This is a genomic window from Streptomyces sp. NPDC037242, assembly GCF_055604165.1.
This window is the reverse complement of the sequence record NZ_JBVJUY010000052.1, coordinates 19,623-33,773: the sequence shown is the minus strand read 5'-3', so window position 1 is coordinate 33,773 and position 14,151 is coordinate 19,623. Positions and strand designations below refer to the sequence as shown.

Annotated in this window: 12 protein-coding genes; 5 read left to right on the top strand and 7 right to left on the bottom strand. The window is 71.5% G+C overall.

The window, feature by feature from the left end; translation table 11 throughout:
• Positions 1-142: 142 nt before the first annotated feature.
• The 3 genes from ACZ7GJ_RS36925 to ACZ7GJ_RS36915 form a co-directional block, all read right to left on the bottom strand.
• The gene (locus ACZ7GJ_RS36925; RefSeq protein ID WP_470758206.1) at positions 143-1,438 is read right to left on the bottom strand and encodes a M18 family aminopeptidase; all 1,296 of its coding nucleotides are present in this window, start codon (positions 1,436-1,438) and stop codon (positions 143-145) included.
• A 101-nt stretch (positions 1,439-1,539) separates the two neighbouring features.
• Positions 1,540-2,280, bottom strand: coding sequence for a hypothetical protein (locus tag ACZ7GJ_RS36920; protein ID WP_470758205.1), 741 nt, complete (start codon positions 2,278-2,280; stop codon positions 1,540-1,542).
• Between the two features lie 147 nt (positions 2,281-2,427).
• Positions 2,428-4,254: an acyl-CoA dehydrogenase gene (locus ACZ7GJ_RS36915; RefSeq protein ID WP_470758210.1), complete on the bottom strand. Its 1,827-nt coding sequence runs from the start codon at positions 4,252-4,254 to the stop codon at positions 2,428-2,430.
• A 203-nt stretch (positions 4,255-4,457) separates the two neighbouring features.
• On the opposite strand from ACZ7GJ_RS36915, the gene ACZ7GJ_RS36910 reads away from it, so the two are divergent.
• The 3 genes from ACZ7GJ_RS36910 (at position 4,458) to ACZ7GJ_RS36900 (ending at position 6,439) form a co-directional block, all read left to right on the top strand.
• The gene (locus tag ACZ7GJ_RS36910; RefSeq protein WP_385232359.1) at positions 4,458-4,919 is read left to right on the top strand and encodes an SseB family protein; all 462 of its coding nucleotides are present in this window, start codon (positions 4,458-4,460) and stop codon (positions 4,917-4,919) included.
• A gap of 61 nt (positions 4,920-4,980) precedes the next feature.
• Complete coding sequence (locus tag ACZ7GJ_RS36905; RefSeq protein WP_470758203.1) at positions 4,981-5,949, top strand: ArsR/SmtB family transcription factor; 969 nt, start codon at positions 4,981-4,983, stop codon at positions 5,947-5,949.
• A gap of 112 nt (positions 5,950-6,061) precedes the next feature.
• A complete protein-coding gene (locus ACZ7GJ_RS36900) occupies positions 6,062-6,439 on the top strand; it encodes a hypothetical protein (RefSeq protein WP_470758201.1) in 378 nt (125 codons plus the stop codon).
• A 46-nt stretch (positions 6,440-6,485) separates the two neighbouring features.
• Here ACZ7GJ_RS36900 and ACZ7GJ_RS36895 read toward each other — a convergent pair whose 3' ends face one another.
• Positions 6,486-6,926, bottom strand: coding sequence for a hypothetical protein (locus ACZ7GJ_RS36895; protein WP_470758199.1), 441 nt, complete (start codon positions 6,924-6,926; stop codon positions 6,486-6,488).
• A 126-nt stretch (positions 6,927-7,052) separates the two neighbouring features.
• On the opposite strand from ACZ7GJ_RS36895, the gene ACZ7GJ_RS36890 reads away from it, so the two are divergent.
• Positions 7,053-8,051 (top strand): pirin family protein, encoded by a 999-nt coding sequence (locus ACZ7GJ_RS36890; RefSeq protein WP_470758197.1) that lies wholly within the window; start codon positions 7,053-7,055, stop codon positions 8,049-8,051.
• Positions 8,052-8,090: 39 nt separating this feature from the next.
• Here ACZ7GJ_RS36890 and ACZ7GJ_RS36885 read toward each other — a convergent pair whose 3' ends face one another.
• Positions 8,091-9,191: an AI-2E family transporter gene (locus ACZ7GJ_RS36885; protein WP_470758195.1), complete on the bottom strand. Its 1,101-nt coding sequence runs from the start codon at positions 9,189-9,191 to the stop codon at positions 8,091-8,093.
• 76 nt (positions 9,192-9,267) lie between these two features.
• Entirely contained in the window at positions 9,268-11,430 is a 2,163-nt protein-coding gene (locus ACZ7GJ_RS36880) for a SpoIIE family protein phosphatase (protein ID WP_470758193.1), read from the bottom strand.
• Positions 11,431-11,566: 136 nt separating this feature from the next.
• Between ACZ7GJ_RS36880 and aspS the strand changes: the two genes are divergently transcribed.
• Complete coding sequence (aspS, locus tag ACZ7GJ_RS36875; RefSeq protein ID WP_470758192.1) at positions 11,567-13,399, top strand: aspartate--tRNA ligase; 1,833 nt, start codon at positions 11,567-11,569, stop codon at positions 13,397-13,399.
• A gap of 67 nt (positions 13,400-13,466) precedes the next feature.
• Here aspS and ACZ7GJ_RS36870 read toward each other — a convergent pair.
• A partial coding sequence (locus tag ACZ7GJ_RS36870; RefSeq protein ID WP_470758190.1) for a VWA domain-containing protein occupies positions 13,467-14,151 on the bottom strand: 685 nt, incomplete at its 5' end.

Here is a 14,151-nt window from a genome sequence, read left to right as displayed (position 1 = left end):
GACAGGGGGCGGCGCAACTCTCCTTCCTCCTTCCTTTTCTACCCTCACCCTTGGCCGTGACCTGCTTGACTCCGTAAGGACGCGGACCCCCGCCCCGGTCGCGCGACCGGGGCGGGGTTCCGCGTAACGGCTGGGCCGGGCGTCAGCCCTCCAGGAACGCCACCAGCGCGTTCGCCAGGAGGAACGGGTCGTCCGCGCCGCACAGTTCGCGGGCGCTGTGCATCGAGAGGATCGCGACGCCGATGTCGACGGTCTGGATGCCGTGCCGGGCGGCGGTGATCGGGCCGATCGTCGTGCCGCACGGCATGGAGTTGTTGGAGACGAAGGTCTGCCACGGCACGCCGGCCCGCTCGCAGGCGCTCGCGAACACCGCGCGCCCGCTGCCGTCCGTCGCGTAGCGCTGGTTGACGTTGACCTTCAGGATCGGGCCGCCGTTGGCACGCGGGTGGTGCGAGGGGTCGTGGCGCTCCGCGTAGTTGGGGTGCACGGCGTGGCCGGTGTCCGAGGAGAGGCAGATCGTGCCCGCGAAGGCCCGCGCGCGGTCCTCGTACGAGCCGCCGCGCGAGAAGACTGAACGTTCCAGCACGTTGCCCAGCAGGGGGCCGTCCGCGCCGGTGTCCGACTGCGAGCCGTTCTCCTCGTGGTCGAAGGCGGCCAGCACCGGGATGTGGTCCAGCTTGTCCGAGGCGGAGACCGCCGCGAGCGCCGCGACGCCCGCGTGCACGGACAGCAGGTTGTCCATGCGGGGGCCGGCCAGCAGTTCGCGGTCACGGCCCAGGTACGACGGCGGCTCGATCGAGTGGACCATCAGGTCCCAGCCCGCCACCGAGCCCTGGGGCAGGCCCTCTTCCTCTTCCAGGAACGCGATCAGGTCGCCTTCCTGGACCTCGCCCAGGCCCCAGATGGGCTGCATGTGCCGCTGCTTGTCGAGCTTGAGCCCGTCGGTGTTGACCGACCGGTCGAGGTGCACGGCGAGTTGGGGGACGCGCATGAGCGCGCGGTCGACATTGACGAGGCGCTCGCTGCCGTCGCGCAGGGTCAACCGGCCCGCCAGGCCCAGGTCCCGGTCCAGCCAGGTGTTGAGCAGGGTGCCGCCGTAGATCTCGACCGCGATCTGCCGCCAGCCCTGCGACCCCGTGTCCGGCAGCGGCTTGACCCGCAGGTTGGGGGAGTCGGTGTGTGCGCCGACGATCCGGAAGGGGGTGTGCGCTGCCGCGCCCTCCGGTACGTACCAGGCGATCAGGGCGCCGCCGCGGAGCACGAATTTGCCCCCCGTGCTCGCATCCCAGGCGTCCGTTTCCGACAGCTGCCTGAAACCTGCCTTCTCCAGCCGCTCGGCCGCATTGGCCACGGCGTGGTACGGCGACGGACTGGCCGTCAGGAAGGTCATCAGATCGTCGGTGTGGCCGCGGTCGAAGCGGGCGGCGGGAGAGCTCATGTGGTTCACCTTAACGACGGTCGTGTTCGTCATGGCCGGACTGCTGCGGATCGCCGAAAGGGCAGGGTTCCGGGCGGTGTGGCCCCTCTCCCGGTGCCTTCTCAGCCCGGCGGTCGCTCGAATCGGCGCTGCAGCTGCCTGCGCTCGCCCCGACGGATGCGCGGGAGCATCTCCGGGGTCTGTGCGGAGCGCTGCGCTCGTCTCTTGCGTCCGGCGCAGAAGATACAGGCCTCACCCGGCGGTGCGTCGGGGTCGATGGGCGCGCCGGGGTGTTCGGAGCATCCCGAGGCGTTGCGCGGCCGGGAGAGTTCGCGGGCGACGATGAACGCGCGGTGCAGGTCGTCCGCGATCTGTACGAACTCCTCGGCCGGTGAGGAGAAGCCCAGGTGGAAGCGGCGTTCCTCGACGGTACGGACGCACATGTGCAGGGCCTGGAGCGTGTACGGGGGATCCGGAACCGGGTAGCCGAGCCGCCGCTGCTCACCGGCCGGCGGGGCCGCGGCGGCCGCGCGGGCGCCCTGGGCGCGCAGTCCGAGGCGGCGCCGGTCGTTGCAGATGAGGCAGCGGCCCCAGCCGTCGGGAGCCTCGGGGTCGAGGGCGCCGTTTGGGTGCTCGGGGCATCCGGTGTAGCTCTTGGCGGGGGCGAGCCCGGCCGCGGTCTGGAAGGCGGTGTACAGAGCGTCGGCGACGGCCTCGTACTCGGCGGGGTGGGCGCCGTCGTAGAGCTCTTTGAGGTGGTCGCCGAGACTGCCCAGGGCGGCCTGCAGCTCCTTGAGGGCGTACGGCCGCCCGGTCGGGACGGAGTACCCCCTGCTGTTGCCGTGCTGCTCCTGTGGACTCATGTCTACGAGCGTCCCATGAACGACTGACAAGGCGCGAACAGCGGCGGCCGGGCCCCCGTACGACAGGGCCCGGCCGCCGCGGTGTACGTACACCGCGTACAGATGTGGAGCCTGCCGGCGGCTGGGCCGGCGGGCTTGTGGTGCTGCCTAGAAGGCCGCCTCGTCGAGCTCCATCAGGGAGTTGTCGACGCCCTCGGCCAGCGCGCGGGCGACCGAGACGTTCGGCAGGACCTGCGAGGCGAAGAACTTCGCGGCCGCGATCTTGCCGGTGTAGAACGGCACGTCCTTGGCGGAGGCGTCCGCCAGCTTCTCGGCGGCCACGGCCGCGCCCTTGAGCAGCAGGTACCCGACGACGACGTCGCCGGACGCCATCAGCAGGCGCGTGGTGTTCTGGCCGACCTTGTAGATGTTCTTGACGTCCTCGCCGGTGGCGGTGAGGTCGACGATCATCTGGCCGACGATGCCCTCCAGGTCCACGGCGGCCTTGGCGAGCGCGTCGCGGGCGCCGGCCAGCTCCTCGCCGCCGACGGCCTCGGCCAGGAACTTCTTGATCGTCTCGGAGAGGACGTTCAGGGAGGCGCCCTGGTCGCGGACGATCTTCCGGAAGAAGAAGTCCTGGCCCTGGATGGCCGTGGTGCCCTCGTAGAGGGTGTCGATCTTGGCGTCCCGGATGTACTGCTCGATCGGGTATTCCTGGAGGTAACCGGAACCGCCGAAGGTCTGCAGGGACTGCGCGAGCTGCTCGTAGGAGCGCTCCGAGCCGTAGCCCTTGACGATCGGCAGGAGCAGGTCGTTCAGGCCGATCTGCGCGGAGGCGTCCTCGCCCGCGGCCTGCTTGAGCTGGATCTCGTCCTGGACGGAGGCGGTGTACAGGACCAGGGCGCGCATGCCCTCGGCGTACGCCTTCTGCGTCATGAGCGAGCGGCGCACGTCGGGGTGGTGCGTGATGGTGACCTTGGGCGCGGTCTTGTCCATGAAGTCGGCCAGGTCCGTGCCCTGCACGCGCTCCTTGGCGTACTCCAGCGCGTTCAGGTAGCCGGTGGAGAGGGTGGCGATGGCCTTCGTGCCGACCATCATCCGGGCGAACTCGATGATCATGAACATCTGGCGGATGCCGTCGTGCTTGTCACCGATCAGCCAGCCCTTGGCGGGGTGCTGGTCGCCGAAGGTCATCTCGCACGTGTTGGAGGCCTTGAGGCCCATCTTGTGCTCGACGTTCGTCGCGTAGACGCCGTTGCGCTCGCCCAGCTCGCCGGTCTCCCAGTCGAAGTGGAACTTCGGGACGAGGAAGAGGGACAGGCCCTTGGTGCCCGGGCCGTGGCCCTCGGGGCGCGCGAGGACGTAGTGGAGGATGTTCTCCTCCATGTCGTGCTCACCGGACGTGATGAAGCGCTTCACGCCCTCGATGTGCCAGGAGCCGTCGGCCTGCTGGATCGCCTTGGTGCGGCCGGCGCCGACGTCCGAGCCGGCGTCCGGCTCGGTGAGGACCATGGTGGAGCCCCAGCGCTTCTCGACCGCGATCTGAGCGACCTTCTTCTGCGCCTCGTTGCCCTCTTCGAAGAGGATGCCGGCGAAGGCCGGGCCGGAGGAGTACATCCAGATGGCCGGGTTCGCGCCGAGCAGCAGCTCCGCGTAGGCCCAGATGAGGGAGCGGGGCGAGGTGGTGCCGCCGATCTCCTCGGGCAGGCCCAGGCGCCAGTACTCCGAGTCCATGAAGGCTTCGTAGCTCTTCTTGAAGGAGGCCGGGACCGGCGCGGTGTTGGTGGCCGGGTCGAAGACCGGCGGGTTGCGGTCGGCGTCCTCGAAGGAGGCGGCCAGCTCGTTCTCGGCGAGACGGGTCAGCTCGGACAGGACGCTCTTGGCGGTCTCGGTGTCCATCTCCTCGAACGGACCGGTGCCGTACAGCTTTTCGCGGCCGAGCACCTCGAAGAGGTTGAACTCGATGTCGCGGAGATTCGACTTGTAGTGCCCCATGGCGACGGCTCCGTTAAGGCTCGGGGAGACAGGTTCCTCGTACATACCAATCGGTAACAGCATGATGCTACCCGTGGGTAATAAGAATCAACCCTTGCTGGACGACTGTGACCAGCATCAAGCCAGAACCGCTTGAGGGCTGCCGGAAGCCCTGGCCGGAATGGGTGTCCTGGGGCACCCGCCCGCTCGGTAGGCTTTGGCCCATGTACGGCTACGACCAGAACGTGAGCGCGGGGCAGCAGCAGTACGCCGCCCCGCAGCAGATGGCCGGCGGGTACGGCGAGCAGCCGCTGTACCCCGAGCCCTCGCCGCCGTCGCTCGCCGACGCGGTGCGGGCCTTCACGACCGGGTCGCTGTCCGCCGAGGACTTCCAGCAGATCTTCGCGAGCTCGAAGGTCTACTGCCCGCGTGGCGAGACCCCGGGCTTCCTGGCGCTGCACAACACGCAGCAGCCGGTGATCCCCATGTTCACCACGCTCAAGGAGCTGCGCCGGTACGCCGGCAAGGAGTCCAAGTACTTCGTGATCACCGGCGCCGAGGTGATCGACCTGCTGCCCACCGGCTACGGCTTCGTCCTCGACATGGAGGGCGACCACCGGATGGTCTTCGACGCGAAGGCGGTCGAGCAGATGGTCGACTTCGCGATGCGCCGCATGTACGGCTAGTACCGCCGCCGTGACCGGGCGCGGCTGAGCACCGAGGGGCGGGGGCGGACGGGGGCGGGCGATGCTGCGGGTGCACTTCACGGCCGAGGACCTCCTCAACGTGACCTTCGCGAGCGAACCGCTGCCCCTCGTCGAGCTGGGCATGGCGATCGTGGCCTGGCAGCGCACGGACGAGCAGGCGGTTTTCGGCCGCTGGCGCGGCCGCTTCGGCCGGGAGCTGCCGGCCCGGGCGCGCCCGCTGGCGGACCTGCTGCGGCCGGACGGGGACAACCCGCAGTTCGTCGAGCCCTACTCGCGCACGCTGGAGGAGGGGCTGGCCGCGGTACGGGACTGCGTCCCCGGCCTCCCCGCGGACGTGCTGGCCCGAGCCGCCGCCCGGGCCCCCGGCTCCCCGTCCTGGCTGCGCTCGCTGGCGGCCCGGGACCGCGACGCGTGGGGGCTGCTCGACGGGGCGCTGCGCTCCGCGTACGACGCCGTCATCGCCCCGCACTGGCCGCGGATCCGGCAGTCCTTCCAGGCCGACGTGGCTTGGCGGACCCGGCTGCTGGCCGCCCACGGCATCAAGGCCTGCCTGGCCAGCACCCACCCCCTGGCCGGCTGGTCCGGCACGGCCTTCGAGGTCGGGCTGCCGCCGCACTACGAGACCCGGCTCGGCGGCCGCGGGCTGATGCTGATGCCGTCGCCGTTCTGGACCGGGCGGCCGCTGCTCGCGGAGGGCCCGGACGGCCCGGACGGGACGTACGTACTGCTGTACCCGGCGCTGACACCGCTGCCGATGGTGGCGCAGGCGAAGGCGGAGGGCGCCCTGGACGCCCTGCTGGGGCGGACCCGGGCGGCCGTGCTCCAGCTGCTGGTGCAGCAGCGCACCACCACCGAGCTGGCCCGTGACCTCGACATCAGCCTGCCTTCGGTCTCGGAGCACACCCGTACCCTGCGCGCGGCCGGGCTGATCACCACGGAGCGGGACGGCAAGGCGGTGCTGCACTCGGCCACGGGCCTGGGCGTGGACCTGCTGCACAGCGGCCGCTGACGTTTCGGCCAGCACCGAAACCATCGCGGCCGCCGGGGGCCCGGGCCGACAGTGGGTGCCGCGGGGGACCGGAACACGGGGGGTCCCCCGCCCCATCCACGAGGAGGCACTGATGGCTCGTACATCCATCCGCACGAAGCTCGCCACGTCGGCGCTGGCGGGGGTGCTGGCGCTGGGCACGGGGGTCCTGGCGGCGGGCCCGGCGCAGGCGGCCGACTCCTTCGGCTGTCCGTCCGGTGCGGTCTGCATCTACCGGGGCACGAACTGGTACGAGCCGGTGCCGTCGAACCAGATGTACTGGAGCGCGGGGGTGCACAAGCTCTACAACCAGGAGGGCCAGCACATCGTCTACAACAACCAGACGGGCGGCTGGACGGTCAAGCTGTGCCGGGGCATCAATGGCACGGACTGCCTGCCCAAGATGCGCCCGGGTGACGGCTGGCCCGAGAACCTGTCGCCCATCAACTCCCTGGTGATCGCCTCCTCGTAGCCGTGCCCGGGCCGGCCCGAGCCACTCGGGCCGGCCTCGGGCGTGGTCAGTCGCGGCCCGCGCGCAGGCGCCAGAGGACGACCGCCACCGCCAGCGCGGCCAGGGCCGCGGCTCCGTAGGCGTACACGAGCGCGGGGTCGGGCCGGTGGGCCAGGGAGAGGCGGATGCCGGCGAGGAGGGGGACGCCGACGAGCTGGCCGCCGTGGCCGTCGGACTCCAGGCCGGCCATCGCCGCGCGCAGCAGCAGGCAGGCGGCGAAGCCGATGACGGCCCAGGCCGTCAGGTACGGCCAGGGCGAGCCGGGCAGCGGCTCCATCGGCAGGCCCGTCGCCGCCCAGTGGTGGCCTGCCCAGCCGAGGGCGGTGACCGCGGCGGTCACGGCCGTGGACCAGCCGAGGATGCGCAGGGGCGCGGGCGGGTCCCACCGCGGGCGCGGCGTATCGGTCCGGTCGGTCGCGCCGGCGGGGCTGCGGCTGCTGCTTTCCATGCAGGGAAGGACGGGGCCGGGGGCTGCGGGGTTGCCCGGGAATGCGGCGGGAGGAGGTGCTGTTCTGCGGGGTGTGGCAGGAAGTTCGAGTTTCAACTAAACTCGACTCAGAAGGAGGTTCCGACCATGCCTGCAGTGACTGTGGAGAACCCGTTGACGCTCCCCCGCGTCGCGGAGCCCGCCCAGGAGACCGCCGCCCGCAAGGTGCTGGCCGTCACGACCGCTCCCGGAGGCTTCGAGGGCGAGGGGTTCCCGGTGCGCCGCGCGTTCGCCGGGATCAACTACCAGTACCTCGACCCGTTCATCATGATGGACCAGATGGGCGAGGTGGAGTACGCGCCGGGCGAGCCGAAGGGCACCCCGTGGCACCCCCACCGCGGCTTCGAGACCGTGACGTACCTGATCGACGGAACCTTCGTCCACCAGGACAGCAACGGCGGCGGCGGAGTCATCAACGGTGGCGACACCCAGTGGATGACCGCCGGTTCGGGCCTCCTGCACATCGAGGCCCCGCCGGAGTCGCTCGTCGTGTCCGGCGGGCTCTTCCACGGCCTCCAGCTGTGGGTGAACCTCCCGGCCTCCGACAAGATGATGCCCCCGCGCTACCAGGACATCGGCGGCGGCCAGGTCCAGCTGCTGACCACCCCCGACGGCGGAGCACTGCTGCGCGTGATCGCCGGTGAGATCGACGGCCACGCGGGCCCGGGCATCACCCACACGCCGATCACGATGATCCACGCGACCGTCACGCCGGGCGCGCAGGTCACCCTGCCGTGGCGCGAGGACTTCAACGCCCTCGCGTACGTCATGGCCGGGCGCGGCTCGGTCGGCGAGGACCGCCGGCCCGTCCACACCGGGCAGACCGCGGTCTTCGGCGAGGGCGGCTCGCTCACCCTCCGGGCGGACGAGGCCCAGGACTCCAACGCCCCGGACCTGGAGATCGTCCTGCTGGGCGGGCGTCCGATCCGGGAGCCGATGGCGCACTACGGGCCGTTCGTCATGAACAGCAAGCACGAGCTCCAGCAGGCCTTCGACGACTTCCAGGCCGGTCGGCTGGGGCGCATCCCCACCACCGCGCGGACCGGCCTCGGCCACCGCGGCACCGGCGAGGCGGCGGAGGACTGACGGGACCGGGCAGCGCAGCCGCGCCCCGGCCGGGGACGCTCACCCGGCCGGGAGCCGGTCCTTGCCCTCGTCGGCGCCCCCGGGCGCCGCGGCGGCGTAGCGGGCCCGCAGCTCGGACAGCACCCCGAAGACGGCCGCGGTGAGCGGTACGGCGAGCAGCATCCCGAGGATCCCGGCGACGCTCGCCCCGGCCGTGATGGCCAGCATGACCACGGCCGGGTGCATCTGCACGGTCCGGCTCTGGATCATGGGCTGGAGCACGTGCCCCTCCAGCACCTGTACGGCGAGCACCACGCCCAGCGCCCACAGCCCGATGACCCAGCCCCGGTCGGCGAAGGCGACGAGCACCGCCACGGCGCCCGAGATGAAGGCGCCGAGGTACGGGATGTAGGCGCCGACGAACACCAGGGCGCCGAGCCCCACCGCCCCGGGTACGCGGAGCACGAGCAGCCCCACCGTGATGCAGATGGCGTCGATCGCGGCGATGAAGGTGGTTCCGCGCATGAACCCCTCGACGGCCTCGAAGGCGCGCCGGGCCATGGCCTCGACGGTGTCCCCGGTGGAGCGCGGCGCGAGCGAGCGCAGGGTGCCGGCCGCGCGGTCGGAGTCGCGCAGGAAGAAGAAGATCAGCAGCAGGGCGAGGACGGCGGTGGCGATCATCTCGCCGACGACGCTGATGCCGGTGATGACGCCGGAGGCGGCCGTTCCGCCGAACTTGGCGAGCAGCTCCTTCGCGTTCGAGGCCAGGTCCTGGAGAGAGGTCCCGGCGGCGCCGAAGTGCTCGGCGAGGTCCTGGCCGGCCCGCTTGAGGGAGCCGACGATCTCGTCACCGGTGCTGATCAGGGCGTGCACGACGACGTACGAGGCCCCGCCGACGACCGCGACCACGGCGAGGCAGGTGAGCCCGGCGGCGAGGGAGCGGTTCAGCTTCATCCGCACGAGGCGGCGGTGCAGGGGCCCGAGGAGCGCCGTGCCGAGGAGGGCGAGCAGCACGGGCGTGACGGCGGTCTTGAAGGTGATGCACAGCCAGACGCCGACGGCGGCCACACCGGTGGCGAGGAGCGCGACGGCGCACCAGGCGGCCAGTCGCCGAACGGGCTCGGGGAGCAGGGGGGTCGGCGAAGCCGGGGGAGTGGACACCGAGGTATCCAATCACGCTGGCCGCCGCCCGCCCGGGCTCAGGCCAGCGGGTCGGCGCCCAGGTCGGCCTCCGGGTCTACGCCGGGTCGGAGTCCGGCTGTTTGGACTGCTCGTGGAGCTCGAACCAGATCGACTTGCCCTCGCCCCGGGGGTCCACTCCCCAGGCGTCGGCGAGCATCTCCATCAGCAGGACGCCCCGCCCGCTGGAGGCCATCTCCCCGGGATGCCGCTTGTGAGGGAGCTCGTCGCTGGTGTCCGCGACCTCGATGCGCAGCCGGCGCCCGCCCAGTTCGCCCACTGCCTCCGCCACCAGCAGCGCGTCGCCGTCGGTGTGCATCAGTACGTTCGTGACCATCTCGGAGACCATCAGCACCGCCGAGTCCACCTGCTCGGCGTCCGCCCAGTCGTGCAGCAGCTCCCGGATCTGGCGCCGCGCCCCCGCGATGCGCTCCGGTTCCGCCTGGGCCACGGTCAGCATCGTGCGCCGGGCCGGGCGCACGGGGTGCAGCAGCGGGCTCCCGCAGCCGCAGCCGGCGCCCTCGCGGCACAGCAGGACGACGGCTATGTCGTCCTCGCGGCGGTCGGCCAGCGGGCCGGTGGTGTGGTGCGAGGAGGGCCCGTGCACGGCCTGGACCAGCAGGTCGGCGAGCTTTTCGAGGCTCTCGGTGTCGTGCGTCTCGGACTCCAGGATGGCCCGCAGCCGGGCCCAGCCGGTGTCCAGGTCGTGCCCGCCGGTCTCGATGAGCCCGTCGGTGCAGAGCATCATCGTCTCGCCGGGTTCCAGGGTGAACCGGGTGGTCGGGTAGTCGGTGTCGGGGACGATGCCCAGCGGCAGGCCTCCGGCGGTCGGGCGCATCAGGACGGTGCCGTCGGTCATCCGGATCGCCGGGTCGGGGTGGCCGGCCCGGGCCACCTCCAGCAGCCCCGTCTCCGGGTCGCACTCCACGTACAGGCAGGTCGCGAAGCGCGGGCTCTGGAAGTCGGGGTCCTCACCGGAGTCCGACTCCTGCTCCTGCGAGGAGCACAGCCCGGCCAGGAAGCGGGAGGCGCGGGAGAGCACCGCGTCGGGGCGGTGGCCCTCGGAGGCATACGCGCGCACCGCGATCCGCAGCTGGCCCATCAGACCGGCGGCCCGTACGTCGTGCCCCTGGACGTCCCCGATGACCAGCGCGAACCGCCCCGAGGGCAGCGGGATCATGTCGTACCAGTCGCCGCCGACCTGGAGCCCGCCGCCGGTCGGGACGTACCGGGCGGCGAGCTGCATGCCCGGGATCTCGGGGCCGAGCTGCGGCATCATCGACCGCTGGAGGCCGGTGGTGAGCTCCCGCTCGGATTCGGCCACCCCGGCGCGCTGGAGCGCCTGGGCGAGCATGCGGGCCACCGTCGTCAGGACGGACCGCTCGTCCGGGGAGAAGGAGACCTGGTGCTTGAACGCGGCCATCCAGGCGCCCATGGTCCGCCCGGCCACGATCAGCGGGAGGAAGGCCCAGGAGACCCGGTCGAAGCGCTGGGCGAGCGGCCAGGTGGCCGGAAACCGCCGCTTGTAGTCCTCGGGGCTGGGGAGGTAGATCGCCCGCCCGGTGCGCACGACCTCCGCGGCCGGGTAGTCCGTCTCCAGCCGCATGTCCGCGAAGGGGCCCTCGTCCCCGGCGTCGTGCCCGTGGTGCCCGATGATCGACAGCCGGTCGCCCGCCACGCCGAAGACGGCCAGCCCGTCGGGGCTGAACCCGGGCATGGACAGGGACGCGGCGACCCGCAGCACCTCCGCCGTGGAGCGGGCCTCGGCCAGCGCGCGCCCCGCGTCCAGCAGGAAGGCCTCGCGGGAGCGACGCCAGTCGCCGGTGATCGGGGTGTGCACGGCCGTGGTGCCCGGCTGGGGTTCGGCGATCTCCTGGATGGTGCCGATCAGCTCGTAGTCGAGGCGGCCGTCCGGGCTCCGGTTCTCCAGGGGTTTCGAGCGGCTGCGTACGGTGCGCAGCACGCGCCCGTCCTCGTCCATGATCCGCAGCCGGGCCTCGGCGAGGGTGTCCTCGGCCACCGCCAGGTTCACGATGCCGTTGATCTCGTTCCAGTCCACCGGGTGGAAGCGCGAGCGCACGGCCACTTCCGGCAGGACGACGGGCTCCGCGGGCAGCCCGAGGAGCCGGGCGGCCTCGCTGTCGAGGGTGACCGTCCCGGAGGCGTTGTCCCATCGCCACAGGCCCGTCGCGATGGCGGCCAGGACATCCTCGGTGCGCACCCGGCCATCTTTACAGGTCATACGCCTGACGTGCCTGTTCACCACCCCCGTCGGGCGCGCCCGCGCGGTGCCCGGCCCGGACGGTAACCTTGGGACGGTTGAATCCACCTTGGTATCGCGAAGAACTGGATGACTGATGCATCGGTACAGGTCCCACACGTGCGGCGAGCTCCGAGCCTCCGACGTCGCCGCCGACGTCCGGCTGAGCGGCTGGCTGCACAATCGTCGAGACCTGGGCGGCATCCTCTTCATCGATCTCCGTGACCACTACGGCATCACGCAGCTCGTCGCCCGCCCCGGCACCGCCGCGAACGAGGCGCTGAGCAGCGTCACCAAGGAGACCGTCGTCCGCATCGACGGCAAGGTCGTCTCCCGCGGCGCCGACAACGTCAACCCGGAGCTGGCGACCGGCGAGGTCGAGGTCGAGGTCTCCGCCGTCGAGGTGCTCGGCGCGGCCGCCCCGCTGCCCTTCACCATCAACACCGACGACGGTGTGAACGAGGAGCGGCGCCTGGAGTACCGCTTCCTCGACCTGCGCCGCGAGCGCATGCACCGCAACATCATGCTGCGCTCGGCCGTCATCGCCTCGATCCGCCACAAGATGGTGGCCCTCGGCTTCAACGAGATGGCGACCCCGATCCTCACCGCGACCTCCCCCGAGGGCGCCCGTGACTTCGTCGTCCCGTCCCGTCTGAACCCGGGCAAGTTCTACGCCCTGCCGCAGGCGCCGCAGCAGTTCAAGCAGCTGCTGATGATCTCCGGCTTCGACCGCTACTTCCAGATCGCGCCCTGCTTCCGCGACGAGGACGCCCGCGCCGACCGCTCGCCGGGCGAGTTCTACCAGCTCGACGTGGAGATGTCCTTCGTCGAGCAGGAGGACGTCTTCCAGCCGATCGAGCGCCTGATGACCGAGCTCTTCACCGAGTTCGGCGGCGGCCGCGAGGTCACCTCCCCCTTCCCGCGGATCCCGTTCCGCGAGTCGATGCTCAAGTACGGCAACGACAAGCCCGACCTGCGCGCCAAGCTGGAGCTCGTCGACATCACCGACGTGTTCGAGGGCTCGGAGTTCAAGGCGTTCGCCGGCAAGCACGTGCGCGCGCTGGCCGTCCCGGACACCGCCGCGCAGCCGCGCAAGTTCTTCGACGGCCTCGGCGAGTACGCGATCTCGCTGGGGGCCAAGGGCCTGGCGTGGGTCCGCGTGGGCGAGGACGGCGGGCTCACCGGCCCGATCGCCAAGTTCCTCACCGAGGAGAACGTCAAGGTCCTCACCGAGCGCCTGGGCCTGGCGGCCGGGCACGCGGTGTTCTTCGGCGCCGGCGAGTTCGACGAGGTCTCCAAGATCATGTCGGGCGTCCGCGTCGAGGCGGCCAAGCGGGCGGGCCAGTTCGAGGAGAACGTCTTCCGCTTCTGCTGGATCGTCGACTTCCCGATGTACGAGAAGGACGAGGAGACGGGCAAGATCGACTTCTCCCACAACCCCTTCTCCATGCCGCAGGGCGGCATGAAGGACCTGGAGGAGAAGGACCCGCTCGACATCCTGGCGTGGCAGTACGACATCGTCTGCAACGGCATCGAGCTGTCCTCCGGCGCCATCCGCAACCACGAGCCCGAGGTCATGCTGAAGGCCTTCGAGATCGCCGGTTACGAGGCCGAGACCGTCGAGCGCGAGTTCGCCGGCATGCTGCGCGCCTTCCGCCTCGGCGCCCCGCCGCACGGTGGCATCGCCCCGGGCGTCGACCGCATCGTGATGCTGCTGGCCGACGAGCCGAACATCCGCGAGACGATCGCCTTCCCGCTGAACGGCAACGCGCAGGACCTGATGATGGGCGCGCCCACCGTCCTGGAGGAGACCCGCCTGCGCGAGCTGAACATCGCGCTGCGCAAGCCGGTCGAGACGAAGGCGTCCGAGGCGAAGGCCGCCGACGCCAAGCCGATCGCGGAGGCCGTCCACCCGGACGCCGCGCGCTAAGGCGTAGGAGTAGGAGTACGAGGAAGGGCCCGGGATCGAGGATCCCGGGCCCTTCCTCGTGTGCGTCCTACTGGAACCGCTCCAGGATGCCCTTGAGGAGGGCGGCGGAGGTCAGCTCGCGGGGGGCGGGGCCGGCGTGGAAGAAGCCGGCGTTCTCGGCGTCCAGCTTGCGCAGGAAGTCGAAGGCCTTGGCGTCGTGGTCGCCGAAGGCGACGAACTGCCAGTGGATGTCCGGGGCGGTGGTGGCCGCCTCGGCCAGGGCCGCCTTGGCCGGCTGGCGGTTGTCGGGTGCGCCGTCGGTCTGGAAGACCACGAGGGCCGGGCCCTCGCCGCCGTCCTTCTGGTAGCGCTCGACGACGGCCTCCACGGCCACGTGGTAGCTGGTACGGCCCATCCGGCCGAGCTCGGCGTGCCGGGCCTCGACCCAGGCCGCGTCGTGGCCGTCGAGGGTCAGGTCGGCGGTGCCGTCCACCTCGGTGGAGAAGAACACCGTGTGCACGGTGGCCGCCTCGTCGAGGTGCGCGGCCAGGGCGAGTGCGTGGTCGGCGAGGTGCTGGGCGCTGCCGTCCTTGTAGAACGGGCGCATCGAGCCGGAGCGGTCCAGCACCAGGTACACCTTGGCCCGTGCCCCGGCCTTGTCCTTGCCGCGGAGCACCTGCCCCGCGGCCTTGTACGCCGCGGAGACCCCGGGCGCCTGCCGCCGCACGACCGCCGCCGCGCACGCGGGCCCGACGAGTGCCTCTGCCTCCGGC